This is a genomic window from Vogesella facilis (assembly GCF_042648525.1).
GTDB classification, from domain to species: Bacteria; Pseudomonadota; Gammaproteobacteria; order Burkholderiales; family Chromobacteriaceae; genus Vogesella; species Vogesella facilis.
Genome location: NZ_JBHRXN010000036.1, coordinates 293,573 through 310,456 on the forward strand (window position 1 = coordinate 293,573; position 16,884 = coordinate 310,456).

A 16,884-nucleotide genomic window follows, 5' to 3' on the forward strand; every position below is an offset into this window, starting at 1 on the left:
GTGCGACAATGGCAGCCTGACTTTTTCGCGTTTGCCTGACATGGACTCTTCTTTGCGCGCCGTGCTGCTGATGGGCCCCACCGCCTGCGGCAAGACCGGCCTGGCGCTGGCGCTGGCGCAGCACTTTGCGGTGGAAATCATCAGCGTGGATTCGGCACTGGTGTACCGCGGCATGGATATCGGCAGCGCCAAGCCGACCGCGGCCGAGCTGGCCAGCTGCCCGCACCACCTGATCGACATCATCGACCCCACCGATGCCTACTCGGCGGCGCAATTCCATGCCGACGCCAACCGCCTGATCGCCGACATCTGCGCCCGCGGCAAGATTCCGCTGCTGGTCGGCGGCACCATGCTGTATTACAAGGCGCTACTGGAAGGCTTGTCCGACCTGCCGCAGGCCGATGCCGCGCTGCGCGCCGCGCTGGAAGCGGAGGCTGCCGCCATCGGCTGGCCGGCGATGCACCAGCAGTTGGCCGCAGTCGATCCCGTCACCGCCGCACGACTGGCGCCCAATGACTCGCAGCGCATCGGCCGCGCGCTGGAAATCCAGCGCTTGGCCGGCGTGCCGATGTCGCAGCTACTGGCCCGCGGCCGCGCCGCGGCGGCCAACTTTGCCTGCCTGCGGCTGGCGCTGCTGCCGGCCGAGCGGCCGTGGCTGCACCAGCGCATCGCGCTGCGCTTCGAGCAGATGCTGGAACAGGGTTTCCTGGATGAAGTCAGCCGGCTGCGACAGCGCTACCCCGGCCTGTCGCTGGAGCTGCCGTCGATGCGCTGCGTCGGCTACCGCCAGGCGTGGGAATACCAGGATGGTCATTACGGCTACGACCAGCTGCGCGAACGCGGCATCGCCGCCACCCGCCAGCTGGCCAAGCGCCAGCTGACCTGGCTGCGTTCGATGCCGGAGAACACCGCACTGGATTGCCAGCAGGCGGACCTGCTCACCCCGGCCGCCCGCCAACTCGAACAGTGGCTGGCCACTTGCCCAAATTAGTAACGCACGTTACTATATCGCTCATGCAAGAAAACCGCCCCGCCTGCCAGAGCTTCCACGCTTGCGAGCAGGCCACCGACACCATCGCCCGCAAGCTGCCTGGCGCGCCGCGGGAAGAAGTGCTGCTCACGCGCCTGATACTGCACATCCAGCCCTACCTGCTTGGTTACTTCAACGAATCGTTGAAACCGTTCGACATGAACGAGACCACCTGGATGGCACTGCTGGTGCTGTACTCGCGGCCGGAACAGCGCATCAACCCGTCCGAGCTGTCGGATGCACTGGCGTTTTCGCGCACCAACGCCACCCGCGTGGTGGACGACCTGTGCCAGCGCGGCCTGATCCAACGCCTGTCCTGTGCCGACGACCGCCGCAAGACCATCCTGGTGCTGACCGAGGCCGGCCAGACCTTCATCGCCGCAGCGATGCCGCCGCAACGCCAGCGCATGCGCGAGCTGTGGCAGGACTTCAGCGCCGAGGAAAAGAGTCAGCTGGACAGCCTGCTGCGCAAGCTGCTGTCCAAGCTGGAGCCTTAGCCGGCCAGCGGCAGGTTGGCCGCATGTACAGACGGAAACAAGCTCCGTGCTGGATGCATGCCATCATGCCGCAGTAACTCAGGCAAGCCGCGTGCTTGCCTTTTTCACCCACCAATAGTAACGCAGGTGATCATTACATGCGTAAATATAACCCGCAACGCACATTGCTCGCCGTCGCCGCCAGCCTGCTGCTGGCCGCCTGCGCCACGCCGCACGTCGCCGCGCCGGCCGGCCAGCCACTGACCGCCGAAGCGCTCGGCGCCAACATGGCACCCCAGCCCGTCGCCGCCGACTGGTGGCAGCGCATCCCGGATGCCCAGCTGCAGCAGCTGCTGTCGCACGCGCTGGCCGAGCACCCCAGCCTGGCCCAGGCCGATGCCCGCCTGCGCAGCGCGCGCGCCGGCAGCGAACTGGTAGCCAGCAGCGACGGCCTGCACATCAACGGCAGCGCCAACTTCGCCCGCGAGCGCATCTCCGAGCACGCCAACCTGCCCAGCTACATGACCGGCATCTGGACCAACCTGACCACGGTGGGTGCCGACCTGTCCTACCGCTTCGACTTCTGGGGCAAGACCCGCGCCCAGCTGGCCGCCAGCCGCGGCCAGGCGCGCGCCGCCGCGCTGGAAGCCGACGACGCCCGCCAATGGCTGGCGTGGGCGGTAAGCAGCCAGTACCTGGAATGGCGCAGCGCGCAGCAAAGCCAGCAGCTGCTGCAGGCCGACCAGCAACTGGCGCGCCGCCAGCTGGCCCAGGCCGAGCAGAAACTGAAAAGCGGCCTCAGCGCCGGCGACGAGCTGGCGCAGTACCGCGCGCAGCTGGCCGAGATCGACGAGCGCGTGCAACGCGCCGCGATGCGCGAAGCGCAGGCGCGCCACGCGCTGGCGGCGCTCAGCGCGCAGCCGCAAAGCGCGATCGACAGCCTGGGCGCCGCCGAGCTGCCGTCCTGGCAGCTGGCGCTACCGACGCTGGGCACTGGCCAGCTCGGCCTGCGCGCCGACATCCTCGCCGCACGCGAACGGGTGGAAGCCAGTGCGCAGACGGTGAAAGCCGCCAAGGCCGACTTCTATCCGGACATCCGCCTGAATGCGCTGGCGGCGCTGTCGTCCAACGAACTGAGCGAGCTGTTCAGCTACGGCGCGCGCAGCCTGCGCCTGCTGCCGGCCATCACCCTGCCGATCTTCAGCAATGGCGAGCTGGACGCGCGCTTGGACGCCCGCACCGCGGACTACGACTACGCGGTGGCCAGCTACAACCAGACCCTGCTGGCCGCCATCCGCGATACCGCCGACCGCAGCAGCAATCTGCAGGCGCTGCAGCAGGCCGAAACCGCCGCTGCGGCCAACCTTGCCGCGCGCAGCGATGCCGCCCGCTCGGTACAGGGCCGCGTCACTGCCGGCCTGGCCGCACCGACGCAGGGCCTGGCCGAGCAGCGCCGCCTGCTGCAGGCACGCCAGAGCATACTCGATACCCGCACCCAACGCCTGCAGGCCCAGGCGGCGCTGCTGCGCGCCCTGGGCAGCCTCCCTGCCGACAAGGAATAAGCACATGGAACAACAAGCCACCCCCAACAACGCCCGCCGCACCGCCCTCACCCGCCTGACCGCCGTGCTGGTGGTCGCCGGCATCGTCGGCGCCGGCTACTGGTTCGTCGCCCTGCGCAACACCCAGAGCACCGACGACGCCTACGTGGCCGGCAACCTGGTGCCGGTATCCAGCCAGATCGCCGGCAACGTGGTCGCCGTGCATGCCGACGACACCCAGCAGGTGGCCGCCGGCGACCTGCTGGTGAAGCTGGAACAGAGCGATGCCCGCCTCGCCTTCGACCGCGCCCAGGCCGAACTGGCGCAGGCGGTACGCCAGAGCCGGCAGCTGATCTCCAGCAGCAGCAAGGCCGATGCGCTGCTGGCGCAGCGCGAAGCCGACCTGCAACGGGCGCGCAGCGACCTGTCGCGCGCCGAAGGCGACCTGGCGCGCCGTGAACAGGCCGCGCGCGAGCAGGCCGTGGCGCAGGAAGAGGTGCAACACGCGCGTGACGCGGTGAACACCGCGCGCGCCAACCTGGCCGCCGCCGAAGCCGCGCTGCTGGCCGGCCGCGAAGAAAAGAACGCCAGCCACGCGCTGGTGCTGGGCAACAGCATCGAGCAGCAACCGGCGGTGGCCCGTGCCGCCGCCGCGGTGCGCGAAAGCTGGCTGGCGCTGGCACGCACCGAGATCCGCGCGCCGCTGGCCGGCACCATCGCCCGCCGCAGCGTGCAGCCGGGCAGCCGCCTGCAGCCGGGCACCCCGCTGCTGGCCATCGCCGCGCTGGACAGCGCCTGGGTGGATGCCAACTTCAAGGAAGTGCAGCTGAAGGAGCTGCGCATCGGCCAGCCGGTGACGCTGCACGCCGATCTGTACGGCGACGATGTTAGCTACCACGGCAAGGTGGCGGGCCTGGGCGCCGGCACCGGCAGCGTGTTCTCGCTGCTGCCGCCGCAGAACGCCACCGGTAACTGGATCAAGGTAGTGCAGCGCGTACCGGTGCGCATCAGCCTGGATCCGCAGGAACTGAAGACCCATCCGCTGCGCCTGGGGCTGTCGATGGCGGTGACGGTCGACACCCAGGACCAGAGCGGCCCCTTGCTGCAGAACGCGCCCAAGGGCAAGCCGGTGCTGGCCACCAGCGTGTTCGAGCAGCGCCTGCAGGAAGCCGACCGCGTGGTGGCCGGCATCGTTGCGGCCAACCTCGGCAAGTAAGGGAGCACCGGCATGGCTCATCCGCCACTGGAAGGCCGTTCGCGCACGCTGGTGACGCTGGCGCTGTCGCTGGCCACCTTCATGCAGGTGCTGGACACCACCATCGCCAACGTCGCCATTCCCACCATTTCCGGCGATCTGGGCGCCTCCACCAGCCAGGGCACCTGGGTGATCACCTCGTTCGGCGTGGCCAACGCCATCGCGGTGCCGATCACCGGCTGGCTGGCCAAGCGCCTGGGCGAGGTGCGGCTGTTCCTGATCGCCACTCTGGGCTTCGTGCTCACCTCGCTGCTGTGCGGCATCGCGCCCAGCCTGGAAACGCTGATCCTGTTCCGCGTGCTGCAGGGCGCGCTGGCCGGGCCGATGATTCCGCTGTCGCAGAGCCTGCTGTTGCAGAGCTACCCGCCGGCCAAGCGCGCCATCGCCATGGCGCTATGGACCATGACCATCATCGTGGCGCCGATCTTCGGCCCCATCCTCGGCGGCTGGCTGTCAGACAACTGGCACTGGAGCTGGATCTTCTTCATCAACGTGCCTGTGGGCATCGTGGCGATCCTGCTGACCTGGCGCGAGCTGCGCCACCGCGAAACCGCCACCGTGCAGCTACCCATCGACAAACTGGGCCTGCTGCTGCTGGTGCTGGGCGTGGGCTGCCTGCAGATGATGCTGGACCGCGGCAAGGAGCTGGACTGGTTCCACTCCACCGAGATCGTGATCTACGGCGTGACCTCGCTGCTGAGCCTGTCCTACCTGGTGGTGTGGGAGCTGACCGACCGTCACCCCATCATCGACCTGTCGCTGTTCCGCGACCGCAACTTCAGCGTGGGGGTGATCTCGGTCAGCATCGGCTTCATGCTGTACTTCGGCGCCATCGTGCTGATGCCGCTGCTGATGCAGACCCAGCTGGGCTACACCGCCACCGAGGCCGGCCTCGCCACCGCGCCCATCGGCATCCTGCCGGTGCTGCTGTCGCCGGTGATCGGCAAGAACGCGCACCGGCTGGACATGCGGGTGATCGTTACCATCAGCATGCTGATGTTCGCGTTCTGCTTCTGGTGGCGCTACGTCACCTTCAACCCGGACATGGCCTTCGTCAACCTGGCCTTGCCGCAGTTCGTGCAGGGTATCGCGCTGGCCGGCTTCTTCATGCCGCTGACCACCATCACGCTGTCGAACATGAAGCCGCAGCAACTGGCCAGCGCCTCCAGCCTGTCCAACTTCCTGCGTACGCTGGCCGGCTCCATCGGCGCCTCGCTGTTCACCTGGCAGTGGGAGCACCGCGAGGCGGTACACCATGTGCAGCTCACCGACCGTGTCAGCAGCTTCGACGAAGGCACGCGCCAGGCGCTGGCCAATATGCAGCAGCTGGGCATGAGCGCGGAGCAGGCGGCCGGGGTGATCGCCCGCGACGTGACCCGCCAGGGCATGTTCATGGGCGCCAACGAGATCTTCTGGCTGTGCGCCATCCTGTTCCTGGGCATTACCGGGCTGATCTGGTTCTCGCGGCCGCCCAAGCCAGGCGCCGGCGCCGCGCCGGTAGTGGACGCCGGGCATTGATGCCGCATGCGGCCAACGTTGGCCGCAAAAAAAACAGGGCAAGGTATGCAACCTTGCCCTGTTTTTTTGCACTGCCGCCTGGCTTACACCGCGGCGACGATGCGGATTTCCAGCTTCCAGTCCGGGTGCGCCAGCTTGGCGCCGACGGTGCAGCGCACCGGCGCGTGGCCTTCCGCCACCCAGGCGTCCCACGCCTCGTTCATCTGGTCGAACTCGTTCAGGTCCGGCATGAAGATGGTGGCCTCGATGATGCGGGTCTTGTCGCTGCCCAGCTCGGCCAGCACCTTGTCCACCAGCGCCAGCGTCTCGGCGGTCTGCGCGCGGGCGTCGCCCTGGCCGCTTTCCGGCACCTGCACGGTGTAGATCAGGCCATTGACGATGACGGCTTCGGACATGCGCTTGCCCGGCAGATGACGGTGAATGCTCATGCGGTTTTCTCCTTTAAGGTTGGCCGCATTGTACGCAATAAAAAAACGCCGGCAACCAGTGCCGGCGTTGGCGGAACCCTGCCGCGATCAGGCGGCAGCGACGTTGCGCAGATTGTGCGCGAAGCGCTGCAGTGCCTCGATGCCGCTGGCCTCGGCGCGGTTGCACCAGTCCTGCAGATCGGCCAGCAGTTCGTCGCGGGTGCGCGACGAGCGCTCCCACAGCCGGGTCAATTCCTGGCGCATGGTGTACACGGTGTGCAGCACCTGGCTGCTGGCCAGCACCGCGGCCAGCTGTTCGCGCTCGGCCGCCGGGGTGTCCTTGGCGTCCTGCTTCAGCCAGATCTTCATCTTGCGTGCCAGGTCGGTATTGCCCAGCTCCGGCAGGTGCAGCTTGTCCACCTCGGCGTGGTACACCGCCTTCAGTTCGCGCGCGTAGCGCGAAGCCACCGCGTAGCGGTTGGCGATGATGGCCTGCAGATGCTCCAGGTCCAGCTGGCCGCGCGACACACCCTGCACCAGCTTGGGCGCCACCTTGCGCACCTTGGCCAGACCGGCGATCTCCAGCATGCGGATATACATCCAGCCGATGTCGAACTCGTACCACTTGTACGACAGCTTGGCGGAGGTGCCGAAGGTGTGGTGGTTGTTGTGCAGCTCTTCGCCGCCGATCAGGATGCCCCACGGCAGCACGTTGGTGGCGGCGTCTTCGTTCTCGAAGTTGCGGTAGCCCCAGAAGTGGCCGATGCCGTTGATGACGCCGGCGGCGAAGAACGGAATCCAGATCATCTGCACCGCCCACACCGACAGGCCGGCAAAGCCGAACAGCGCCACGTCGATGGCCAGCATCAGCAGGATGCCCTTGCTGCTGCGCGCGGTGTAGATGTTGCGCTCCAGCCAGTCGTCCGGCGTGCCGTGGCCGAACTTATCCATGATGGACTGATCCTTGCAGGCGGCGCGGTACAGCTCGGCGCCTTCCCACAGTACTTTCTTGATGCCCAGCACTTGCGGGCTGTGCGGGTCTTCGGCGGTTTCGCAGCGGGCATGGTGCTTGCGGTGGATGGCGGCCCACTGCTTGGTAACCATGCCGGTAGTCAGCCACAGCCAGAAACGGAAGAAGTGGCTGGGAATCGGGTGCAGATCCAGCGCGCGGTGCGCCTGGTGGCGGTGCAGGAAGATGGTGACGGAAGCAATGGTGATGTGGGTCAGCACCAGCGCAACCACGATGTAGCCCCACCACGGCAGGTCGATCAGACCATTAAGCCATTCCATGTGATAGTCAAACCTCAGGGTTTACAGACGACTGATCATTTTACACGCAATGAAGCGGTAAAAACCAACCCGATTTCAGTGACTTGCAGCCAGGCCGGCCGGGCAATCATGCATAAGCCGCCACAGGTAGGGTAAGATGCCGCTTCATTCGTCTATCCAGGCCGGACCGTGAACGTCTCCAAGCATCATCTCATTCTGGGTGGTGGCGCCCTCGTCGCCACTTTTGCGCTGTACAGCGGCTTTGCCTACTGGGCCGGCCTCAAGGCCGAGGAAACCCTGGCCGAGCAGCATCGCATGATTGCGCAGTCGTCGGTATTCACCATCAAGTCGCACAGCTACCAGCGCGGCTGGTTCTCGTCCGAGGAAACCACCGAGCTGGAACTGAACAAGCAGCTGGTCGGCCCCTACCTCGGCCTGCTGCCGGAAAACCTGCGCCCGCTACTGGCCGGCACCCTGCGCTATCACCACAAGGTGAAGCACGGCCTGCTGCCCGGCCTGTTCGATTTCGACCTGCGCCCGGCACGCGCCATCGTGCGCACCGAGTTCGACATGAGCGATAGCACCCGCAAGACGCTGCAGCGCTTCTTCGGCGATGCCGAGCCGATCACCGTAGTCAACCGCCTGGGGCTGACCGGTGGCGGCGAGCTGACCGTCAGCGTGCCCAAGTTCGACTACGAAGAAACCCTGGCCGGGGTGAAGATGAACTGGCAGGGCTTCAACCTGCTGGTGAACTACCAGAGCGGCTACCGCGAGTACAACGTGGAATCCACCACCCCGGGCTTCGTGCTGCAGGCCGGCCCCAAGGGCCGCTTCGCCTTCAGCGGCATCAAGTACCTGTCGCAGGTGCGCCCGGGCAATACCGGCGTGAAGCTGGGCACCAGCGAGCTGACGGTGGACAACATCAAGCTCAACTGGAACGAGGCGATCCCGTACAGCATCAAGCTCAACGAGCTGATCTACCTGATTGGCCGCGTTCGTGTCGGCGAGTTCATCAACCCGTCCGGCGAGTTCCGTCCGTCGCACGTGGAGCTGTCCAAGCTGGGTTACCAGATCGTGACCAGCGAACAGGACGAATACGTCAACACCCGCGGCAAGCTGGACTTCGAGCGCTTTGCCTACAACGACAGCGTGTACGGCCCGCTGAAGCTGGACGTGTCTGCCAACCACCTGCACGGTCCCACGCTGGTGAAGCTGGATGACGCGCTGTCGCGCCTGCCGTTCGAGGGCAAGGACCCGGCACAGCTGCGCAAGCGCTACATCGACACCGTGATGCAGCAGGGCCTGCCGCTGCTGAAGAACAACCCCAAGCTGATGGTGCACACCTTCTACCTGCGCATGCCCAATGGCGAGGTGAAGGCCAATGGCAGCCTGACGCTGGCCGGGCTGCAGGATGCCGATCTGAAAAACCCGATCTCCTTCCTGAAGCGCTTTACCGCCCAGGCCAGCATCGAGCTGCCGGAGCAGACGCTGCAGAACCTGGTGGTGGCGCAGGCACGCAACCTGTTCACCGTGGATGCCAGCGCCGAAGAGCAGCCGAACATGGATGAAGTGGACAACCTGGCACGCAGCCTGCTGGATGCCCAGCTGTCGGAGTGGGAACACCTGCAGCTGATCCGCCGCAACGGCGGCCAACTGTCCACCTCGCTGCGCTTTGCCGACGGCGAGCTGCGCGTCAACCAGCAGAAGGTGGCGCTGCCGTGGCAGGAAACCGAGGAGGCCCCGCCGGCCGATGCCTCGGCCGCACAGTAACACTGCAGGCAAACAAAAACCCCACCGTTCGCGGTGGGGTTTTTTGTTGCCGGCGCGCCGGGCTCAGTCGGCCATCATGCTTTGCAGGTAGTTCTGCAGGCCCAGCTTCTCCACCAGGCCCAGCTGGGTTTCCAGCCAGTCCACGTGCTCCTCCTCGCTCTCCAGGATGTCTTCCAGCAGATCGCGGGTCACGTAGTCCTTGGCCGATTCACAGTAGTGGATGGCCTCGCGCAGCAGTGGGATGCCTTCCATCTCCAGTTTCAGGTCGCACTCCAGCATTTCCTTGGTGTGCTCGCCGATGTACAGCTTGCCAAGATCCTGCAGATTGGGCAGCCCTTCCAGGAACAGGATGCGCTCGATCAGGCGATCGGCATGCTTCATCTCGTCGATGGATTCGTGGTACTCGTGTTCGTTCAGCTCCTTCAGGCCCCAGTTCTTGTACATGCGGGCGTGCAGGAAATACTGGTTGATGGCGGTGAGTTCGTTTCTGAGAATCTGGTTCAGGTACTTGATGACCTTCTTGTCGCCTTGCATGGACGCAGCTCCTGGGAGGATTGAGTGCGTGGATTATGGCACATAGTCATGCCAGTACAAGGCGGATGCGGCGGCTGAAAATGCAGAAAGAATGAGCTAAAAAGGCGGGATGCGACTCAGGCGGCGGCCAGTTCCGGCTCGCTGATCTGCAGCAGGGTCTGCTTGCGCAGCTGGTTGGCCGCACAGGCGCAGCGGCCGCAATCGGTGGCCACCCCCAGCTCTTTTGCCAGGTCGCTCATGCGGGTGGCACCATTGCAGACGGCGGCGCGAATGTCGCGGTCGGTAACACCGTGGCAGAGGCAGACGTACATGAATGACACCCGTATCAAGAATTAATCGCAGTACGGAAATCATAAAAGTAGATGATAACGATTGTCAATTAATATCCGGAAACACAGCATGCAATGGAAACCAAATACCACAGTGGCCGCCATCATCGAGCGTGACGGCCGCTTCCTGATGGTGCGCGAGCACACCCCGCACGGCGTGCGGCTGAACCAGCCGGCCGGGCACCTGGAATACGGCGAGACCCTGCCCGCCGCCGTGGCGCGCGAGGCGCTGGAAGAAACCGGCTACCCGGCCACCGCCACCGCGCTGGTGGGCATCTACCTGGCGGACAAGGAAGACAGCACCGACATCACCTACCTGCGCTTCGCCTTCGCCTGCGATGCCGCCGCCGCGCCGGAAGCGCGCGCACTGGACGATGGCATCATTGAGGCGGTGTGGCTGAGCGCCGCCGAGATCCGCGCGCAGCAGGCCAGCTGGCGCAGCCCGCTGGTGGGCCGCTGCGTGGACGACTACCTGGCCGGCCAGCGCTTGCCGCTGTCCGTGCTGCACCATCACGGCCACTAGATGATGCGCCGGGTGTGGCCGTGGCTGCTATGGCTGGTGCTTTACGCCCTGCCGGCCGGTGCGGCCGAGCTAACCCTCTGTTACCATTACGGATGCGATCGCAGCAGCACGCTTGAATTGGGCGAAGATGCCCTCAGCTGGATGAACCGGCGCCTGCTGGCCGCCGATTCCGCCAGCGGCGAACGCGCCGCGCTGCAGGACGTAGTGCTGGCCTACTACCAGCTGGCGGCGCAACAGGCGCCGATCGCCGCCGATCGCGGCGGCAACCACGAGGATGGCCGCACCCTCGGGCGCATGGACTGCATCGATCACAGCCGCAATGTCGCGCAGCTGCTGCAGCTGCTGGAGGCGCGGCAATGGCTGCACTACCACCATCTTGCCGGGGCCGTGTTCCGCGCCCCGCTGCTGTTCAACCAGCACTACGCCGTCGGCCTGGATGCCATCGACACGCCCGAACACTGGGTGATCGATGCCTGGCCGCGAGATTTCGGGGCACCACCGCTGGTGCTGCCTCTTGCACTCTGGAAGGAAGGATTTTCCCCGTGACGGGTAAGAAACGTATTGTCGTCGGCATGTCCGGCGGTGTGGATTCGTCGGTAACCGCCTGGCTGCTGAAACAGCAGGGGCACGAGGTGATCGGCGTGTTCATGCAGAACTGGGAAGACGACAACGACGACGAATACTGCTCCATCAAGCAGGACGCACTGGACGCCATGAGCGTGGCCGACATCGTCGGCATCGACATGGAGATCGTCAACTTCGCCAAGGAATACAAGGACCGCGTGTTCTCGTACTTCCTCAAGGAATACTCCGCCGGCCGCACCCCCAACCCGGACGTGCTGTGCAATGCCGAGATCAAGTTCAAGGCCTTCCTCGACTACGCGATGGAACTGGGCGCCGACTGCATCGCTACCGGCCACTACGCGCGCAAGCTGGAACAAGACGGCGTGCACTACCTGATGAAGGGCGTGGACCAAAGCAAGGACCAGAGCTACTTCCTGTACCGCCTGCAGCAGCACCAGCTGGCCAAGTCCCTGTTCCCGCTCGGCGACATCCACAAGAGCGAAGTGCGCCGCCTGGCCGAGGAAGCCGGCCTGCCCACCGCCGCCAAGAAGGACTCCACCGGCATCTGCTTCATCGGCGAGCGGCCGTTCCGCGAGTTCCTGCAGCGCTACCTGCCCACCAAGCCGGGCGAGATGATCACCCCGGACGGCAAAGTGGTGGGCGAGCACGTCGGGCTGATGTTCTACACCCTGGGCCAGCGCAAGGGCCTGAACATTGGCGGCAGCAAGGATGGCAACGGCGAAGCGTGGTTCGTCGGCGGCAAGGACATTCCGGGCAACAAGCTGATCGTGGTACAGGGCCACGACCACCCGCTGCTGCTGAAGCCGGCGCTGCAGATGGACGACCTGTCGTGGACGCTGCCGCAGCCGCCGGCCGCCGGCGACTACGCCGCCAAGAACCGCTACCGCATGGCCGATGCCGGCTGCAGCCTGTCACCCATCGTCGACGGCAAGGCCACGCTGACCTTCCGCGACAAGCAATGGGCGGTCACCCCCGGCCAGTCCGCCGTGCTGTACGACGGCGACATCTGCCTGGGCGGCGGCATCATCCAGTAAGCAGCCCCTTGCGGCCAACGTTGGCCGCAGGGCATGCCAGCAAGGCCCCGCAGCGCGGGGCCTTGTGCTTCACGGCGCCAACGCCGTCCGTGGCGGCAGGCGCAACAGCGCCTCGGTCATCGCCTCGGCCAGGTAATACAGCGAGAAGATGCCGCCATAGCTCCAGGTGGAGCGCACCGCGGCAAAGCGCTGCTGCGCCACGAAGGGCATGGCGCGCCACAGCGGGGTGCCGAACAGCTTGCCGGCCTGCTCGAACGGCTGCTGGTACAGCACCACGCTGTGCCGCAGGCTGCCCAGTTCCACCACCTTCTTCTGGCTGACGCCCCACACCGACGCCGCCACCTGCGGCGTACTGCCCAGCCCCAGCCGCTGCAAGGCATGCACCGGCATCGAGTTGCTGCCGTATAGATAGGCCACCGCAGGGCTGGCAAAACGCACCACGTCCACTGTCGGCAGCCGCGCGCCGAAATGCTGCTGCAGCCGGCCGCGCAAGCGGGCAAAACCCTGCTCCATGGCGGCCAGCCGCTGCCGCGCCAGTGCGCTGCGGCCGAACAGCCCGGCCAGCTGCAGGTAGATGTCGCGCGCTACCTGCGCATTGTCGTGGTCGTGGCGGTAGGCGTCGAAATACAGCACCGGCGCAATGCGCGCCAGCTGCGGCCGCATGTCCAGCAGGCTGGGACTGATGATGATCAGGTCTGGCTTCAGGCTGGCCAGCAGCTCCAGGTTGGGCTCCAGCCGGCCGCCGCCCGGCAGCGTGGCCGCCGGCAAGGTTGGCCGCACCACCCACTTGCGGTAGTCGTCGGCATCCGCCACCGCCAGCGGGGTGATGCCCAGCTCCAGCAGCTGCTCCGCCGCCTCCCAGCTCAACGCCACCACCCGCTGCGGCGCGCGGGCAAAGTGGTGCTCGCCATCGCTGTCGCGCACCGTCAACGCCGCCGCCAGCCCCGAGCACAGCAGCAGCGCTGCGGCCAACATGATTCCCGTTGCGCGCGCCATCACGCCCTCCCCCGGCGCAGGCGCTGCGCCAGTAACAAGAAAATGAAATAGCCGCCGCACAGCACCGAGGCCAGGATGCCCACCGGCACCTGCAGCGGAAAGATCAGCACCCGGCCCAGCCAGTCCGCCACCAGCAGCAGCACACTGCCCAACAGCGCCGCCAGCAGCAATTGCGGCAGCACGCGGCGCGCGCCCAGCATGGCGGCGATATGCGGCGCCAGCAGGCCGAGGAAGGCCACCGGCCCCAGCACGCTGGTTACCAGCGCGGTGAGCAGCGCCACCAGCGTCAGCCAGGCCAGCCGGTTGCGCGCCAGCTGCAGGCCGCGCCCCTGCGCCACGCCGTCGCCTATCGATAGCAAGGTGAGCGCACGTTGGCCGCACAGCACCGGCAGCGCCAGCAGCAGCGTGCCGCCGGCCAGCAGCAGCGCCTCGCTGCCGGACACGCGGTAGGTGGAGCCGGCCAGCCAGCCGAGAATGGCGAAACTGTCCGCCGTGCCGCGCGCCAGCGAAAACTGCAGCAGCGCCTCCAGCAAGGCCGCCAGCGAAATGCCCACCAGCACCATCATGCCCGGCGCGTACTGCTGGCGCCGCCCCAGCCACAGCAGCAGGCCCAGCACCAGCATGCTGCCGGCAAAGGCCAGCGGCGCGCCGAACTGCTGCAGTGGGCGCCCCAGCCACAGCGTGGCGCCCAGCAGCGCCAGCGTGGCGCCGGCGGACAGCCCCAGGATGTCCGGGCTAGCCAGCGGGTTGCGTAGCAGGCGCTGCAGGATCACCCCGGCCAGCGCCAGCGCGGCGCCGCCGGCCACCGCCGCCAGTGTGCGCGGCCAGCGGAACGACCAGATCAGCGCATCCGGCCACGCCAGCCGCCAGCCCTGCGCCCCCGGCGCCAGCGTCAGGCTGACGAGCGCCACCACCAGCAAGCCGGCCAGCAGCAGCCCCCAGCCACGCCATGACAGCGGCCGCGCCTGCGGCGCCAGCGACAGATTCTGCTGCCCGCTGCCCGCGCGCTGGCTGCGGGTGAACCACAGCAGCGCCGGCGCGCCGATCAGCGCCGCCGCCGCGCCGCTGGGCACCAGTTCCACGGTGTAGCTGCTGGCCAGCAGCGCCAGGCCATCGGTAGCCAGCAGCAGCAGCGCGCCCAGCACCGCGCTGAACGCCAGCTCGTCGCGTGCGCCACGCGCGCCCAGCAGGCGGGCAAAGTTCGGCGTCAGCAGGCCGATGAAGCCGATCAGCCCCACCGCGGCAATGGCCACCGAGCTGAGCCACAATGCGGCCAACAGCAGCAACAGCATGGCCGGCCACAGCGATAGGCCACGCCCCTGCGCGCCGCTGGCACCCAGCCGCAGCAGGGTGAGCGGGCGCGGCGCCAGCCACAGCAGCAGCAGCATGGGCGCCAGCCGCGGCAGCAGCCACAGCACCCAGTGCCAGTCGTTCTGCGTCAGGTCGCCGGCGCCCCAGATGAACAGGTTGCGGCTGTACTGGTCGTGCAGCATCACGATGGCGGAAGCCAGCGCCCCCAGCAGCAGATTCAGCGCCATGCCGCCCAGCACCAGCGGCAGCCCGCCGATGCCGCGCACGCCGGCGATACCCAGTGCCAGCAGCACCGCCAGCATGGCGCCGGCCAGCGCCGGCCATTCGCCATGGCTCGCCGCCAGCTGCGGCAGCCAGATGGTGGCGCACACCAGCCCCAGCCAGGCGCCGGCGCTGGCGCCCAGCGTCATCGGCGACACCAGCCGGTTCTGCGTCAGCTGTTGCAGCAGGCTGCCGGAAAAACCCAGCGCCGCGCCCACCAGCAGCGCCAGCGCCAGCCGCGGCAGCGTGGCGAACACGAACTGCAGCTCGGCGAAATCCGCCGGCGCCCGTGCCAGCAGCGCCCACTGCGTGGCCAGCGGCAGCGGGTTGCCGATCTGGCTGTGCCACAGCGCCAGCAGCAGCATGGCCAGCAGTGCCAGCGGGTAGCGCAGCGGCCACTGCGGCCACGGATTCAGTTTCAGCACACGCTGCATCTCAGGCCACCACCGCCACCGGATGGGCGCCCTGTTCCCGCGGCAGCAGGCGGATGTCGATGTCGAACAGCGCACTGAGCCGCGGCGAGTGCAGCAGCTCATGCGGCGTACCGTCGAAGAACAACTCGCCGCGCTTGAGCGCCACGATGCGGTCGGCGTAGCGCGCCGCCAGATTGATGTCGTGCAGGATGGCGACGATGCCGCGCCCCTGCTCGCGGTTAAGCCGGCGCAGCAGCACCATCAGCTCGTACTGGTGCGCCAGGTCCAGCGCCGAGGTCGGCTCGTCCAGCAGCAACAGCGGCGCCTGCTGCGCCAACAGCATGGCGATCCACGCCCGCTGGCGCTCGCCGCCGGACAGCAGGTCGGCCAGGTGGCCGGCGTGGTGGCCGATATCGGTGGCGCGCATCGCCTGCTGCACGATGGCGGCGTCCTCCGCCTGCCAGCGCCCCAGCAGGCCGCGCCACGGGTAGCGCCCGAGGCGCACCAGCTCGGCCACTGTCAGGCCGGCGGCCTCCGGCAGCCGTTGCGGCAGAAAGGCCACCCGGCGCGCGAACTCGCGGCTGGCGTACGCGGCCAACGTTTGGCCATCCAGGGTGATGGCGCCGTGATCCGGTTGCAGCTGGCGCGCCAGCAGGTTCATCAGCGTGGATTTGCCGGAGCCATTGTGGCCAAGGATCACGGTGAACTGGCCAGGATCCAGCGTCAGCGCCGGCAGGGCCAGTATGGTTCGCTCATCGCGACAGACGCGGATGTCACGCAGGGACAGCATCGGCAGACAACTCCTGTTTCAGCAGCGCCAGGCGCGCCGCGGGTTTCAGTTTCGGGCAGGTGCTGCACAGCTCGCCGTCGCAACGGCGAAAGTGCTGGCAGCACACCTTGCGTTCCAGCGCCAGCCGCTGGCGGCCATCGTCCAGCGTCACAGCCAGCAGGCCGCTGGCATCCGGCTGCGCCAGTGCCGCCAGCCACTGCGGCGCCAGCGTCTGCAGCCGCGCGTTGTCGAAGCGCGCATCGCAGCGCTGCACGAACAGCAGCGCCGCCAGCAGGCAGTCGGCCTGCAGCCGGCCGGCCATCTTGGGATGCAGCTTCAGCTGCTGGTTGATCAGCGCCAGGTAGGGCTGGCAGGCGGCCTGCATCGCCTGACCGGCGGCGGCGATCAGCTCGGCTTGCGTGCCGTGCTGCAGCGCGCCCGGCAGCAGGCTGAAGCCGGCAACGAAGCCGCCCTGCTGCCGCTGCGCCATGCCGGCCAGCCGCGGCAGGCAGCCGGCCAGATGCACCGCCAGTACCGCCAGGTACACCGGCTGCCACAGCAGCAGCGTCCACACCCGGCTGCCCCAGTAGTGCGGGCCGGCTTCCGGGTGCGCCTGCCGCCAGTGCTGCAGCAGCGCCGCCACCGGCGCGGGGTTGGCCGCATCGGCGGTAAGCGCGTCCGGAGCGGCGGCAGCCAGCGTGCCGTCCAGCCCCGGCAGGCAGCGGCTGATGGCGGCCAGCAGGCCGGGGCTATCGGTAGCGGATATCAGATGAGACATGCGGGTATCCGGTTGCCGGGCGTTTTCGCTGCGTGAAAGCGCCCGGTGTCATGAACAGGAAGACCGCCGCCACCCCCGGGTCAGG

17 protein-coding genes are annotated in these 16,884 nt (G+C 67.4%); 9 read left to right on the forward strand and 8 right to left on the reverse strand.

Going from position 1 to position 16,884, the window contains the following annotated elements; genetic code table 11:
• Positions 1 to 40: 40 nt before the first annotated feature.
• The 5 genes from miaA (at position 41) to ACFOLG_RS16770 (ending at position 5,820) form a co-directional block, all read left to right on the forward strand.
• Complete coding sequence (miaA, locus tag ACFOLG_RS16750; RefSeq protein ID WP_386094044.1) at positions 41 to 991, forward strand: tRNA (adenosine(37)-N6)-dimethylallyltransferase MiaA; 951 nt, start codon at positions 41 to 43, stop codon at positions 989 to 991.
• Positions 992 to 1,014: 23 nt separating this feature from the next.
• The gene (locus ACFOLG_RS16755; RefSeq protein WP_386094047.1) at positions 1,015 to 1,527 is read left to right on the forward strand and encodes a MarR family transcriptional regulator; all 513 of its coding nucleotides are present in this window, start codon (positions 1,015 to 1,017) and stop codon (positions 1,525 to 1,527) included.
• Between the two features lie 137 nt (positions 1,528 to 1,664).
• Positions 1,665 to 3,068 carry an efflux transporter outer membrane subunit gene (locus tag ACFOLG_RS16760; protein WP_386094050.1) on the forward strand — a complete coding sequence of 468 codons (1,404 nt, stop codon included), beginning with the start codon at positions 1,665 to 1,667 and terminating at the stop codon, positions 3,066 to 3,068.
• Between the two features lie 4 nt (positions 3,069 to 3,072).
• Positions 3,073 to 4,263, forward strand: a complete 1,191-nt coding sequence (locus ACFOLG_RS16765; protein ID WP_386094053.1) for an HlyD family secretion protein — start codon at positions 3,073 to 3,075, stop codon at positions 4,261 to 4,263.
• 12 nt (positions 4,264 to 4,275) lie between these two features.
• Positions 4,276 to 5,820 (forward strand): DHA2 family efflux MFS transporter permease subunit, encoded by a 1,545-nt coding sequence (locus tag ACFOLG_RS16770; protein ID WP_386094056.1) that lies wholly within the window; start codon positions 4,276 to 4,278, stop codon positions 5,818 to 5,820.
• An 83-nt stretch (positions 5,821 to 5,903) separates the two neighbouring features.
• Here the strand turns inward: ACFOLG_RS16770 and ACFOLG_RS16775 are convergent, their stop codons facing one another.
• Positions 5,904 to 6,248 carry a RidA family protein gene (locus ACFOLG_RS16775; protein WP_386094059.1) on the reverse strand — a complete coding sequence of 115 codons (345 nt, stop codon included), beginning with the start codon at positions 6,246 to 6,248 and terminating at the stop codon, positions 5,904 to 5,906.
• A gap of 87 nt (positions 6,249 to 6,335) precedes the next feature.
• The gene (locus tag ACFOLG_RS16780) at positions 6,336 to 7,517 is read right to left on the reverse strand and encodes a DesA family fatty acid desaturase (protein ID WP_386094063.1); all 1,182 of its coding nucleotides are present in this window, start codon (positions 7,515 to 7,517) and stop codon (positions 6,336 to 6,338) included.
• A gap of 168 nt (positions 7,518 to 7,685) precedes the next feature.
• Here ACFOLG_RS16780 and ACFOLG_RS16785 point away from each other — a divergent pair, with 168 nt between their 5' ends.
• Positions 7,686 to 9,266, forward strand: a complete 1,581-nt coding sequence (locus ACFOLG_RS16785; protein ID WP_386094066.1) for a YdgA family protein — start codon at positions 7,686 to 7,688, stop codon at positions 9,264 to 9,266.
• Between the two features lie 63 nt (positions 9,267 to 9,329).
• Here the strand turns inward: ACFOLG_RS16785 and bfr are convergent, their stop codons facing one another.
• Together bfr and ACFOLG_RS16795 are read right to left on the reverse strand one after the other, a co-directional pair.
• Complete coding sequence (gene bfr / locus ACFOLG_RS16790) at positions 9,330 to 9,800, reverse strand: bacterioferritin (protein ID WP_386094069.1); 471 nt, start codon at positions 9,798 to 9,800, stop codon at positions 9,330 to 9,332.
• 116 nt (positions 9,801 to 9,916) lie between these two features.
• Positions 9,917 to 10,111, reverse strand: a complete 195-nt coding sequence (locus tag ACFOLG_RS16795; RefSeq protein WP_349582867.1) for a (2Fe-2S)-binding protein — start codon at positions 10,109 to 10,111, stop codon at positions 9,917 to 9,919.
• A gap of 88 nt (positions 10,112 to 10,199) precedes the next feature.
• Between ACFOLG_RS16795 and ACFOLG_RS16800 the strand changes: the two genes are divergently transcribed.
• The 3 genes from ACFOLG_RS16800 to mnmA all read left to right on the forward strand — a co-directional run bounded on the left by ACFOLG_RS16800 (position 10,200) and on the right by mnmA (position 12,271).
• Entirely contained in the window at positions 10,200 to 10,652 is a 453-nt protein-coding gene (locus ACFOLG_RS16800) for an NUDIX hydrolase (protein ID WP_386094073.1), read from the forward strand.
• A 141-nt stretch (positions 10,653 to 10,793) separates the two neighbouring features.
• The gene (locus tag ACFOLG_RS18115) at positions 10,794 to 11,198 is read left to right on the forward strand and encodes a hypothetical protein (protein ID WP_449369294.1); all 405 of its coding nucleotides are present in this window, start codon (positions 10,794 to 10,796) and stop codon (positions 11,196 to 11,198) included.
• On the forward strand, positions 11,195 to 12,271 hold the full coding sequence (gene mnmA, locus ACFOLG_RS16815) for a tRNA 2-thiouridine(34) synthase MnmA (RefSeq protein WP_386094082.1): 1,077 nt from the start codon (positions 11,195 to 11,197) through the stop codon (positions 12,269 to 12,271). The genes ACFOLG_RS18115 and mnmA overlap by 4 nt, the downstream gene beginning before the upstream one ends.
• 69 nt (positions 12,272 to 12,340) lie before the next feature.
• Here mnmA and ACFOLG_RS16820 read toward each other — a convergent pair whose 3' ends face one another.
• From ACFOLG_RS16820 to ACFOLG_RS16835, 4 genes are read right to left on the reverse strand one after another with little or no spacing between them, the layout of a single operon-like run.
• On the reverse strand, positions 12,341 to 13,246 hold the full coding sequence (locus ACFOLG_RS16820) for an iron-siderophore ABC transporter substrate-binding protein (protein WP_386094085.1): 906 nt from the start codon (positions 13,244 to 13,246) through the stop codon (positions 12,341 to 12,343).
• A gap of 20 nt (positions 13,247 to 13,266) precedes the next feature.
• Positions 13,267 to 15,264 carry a Fe(3+)-hydroxamate ABC transporter permease FhuB gene (gene fhuB, locus ACFOLG_RS16825; RefSeq protein ID WP_386094088.1) on the reverse strand — a complete coding sequence of 666 codons (1,998 nt, stop codon included), beginning with the start codon at positions 15,262 to 15,264 and terminating at the stop codon, positions 13,267 to 13,269.
• A 10-nt stretch (positions 15,265 to 15,274) separates the two neighbouring features.
• The gene (locus ACFOLG_RS16830) at positions 15,275 to 16,042 is read right to left on the reverse strand and encodes an ABC transporter ATP-binding protein (protein WP_386094091.1); all 768 of its coding nucleotides are present in this window, start codon (positions 16,040 to 16,042) and stop codon (positions 15,275 to 15,277) included.
• Entirely contained in the window at positions 16,026 to 16,799 is a 774-nt protein-coding gene (locus ACFOLG_RS16835) for a siderophore ferric iron reductase (protein ID WP_386094094.1), read from the reverse strand. The genes ACFOLG_RS16830 and ACFOLG_RS16835 overlap by 17 nt, the downstream gene beginning before the upstream one ends.
• Positions 16,800 to 16,884 lie beyond the last annotated feature (85 nt).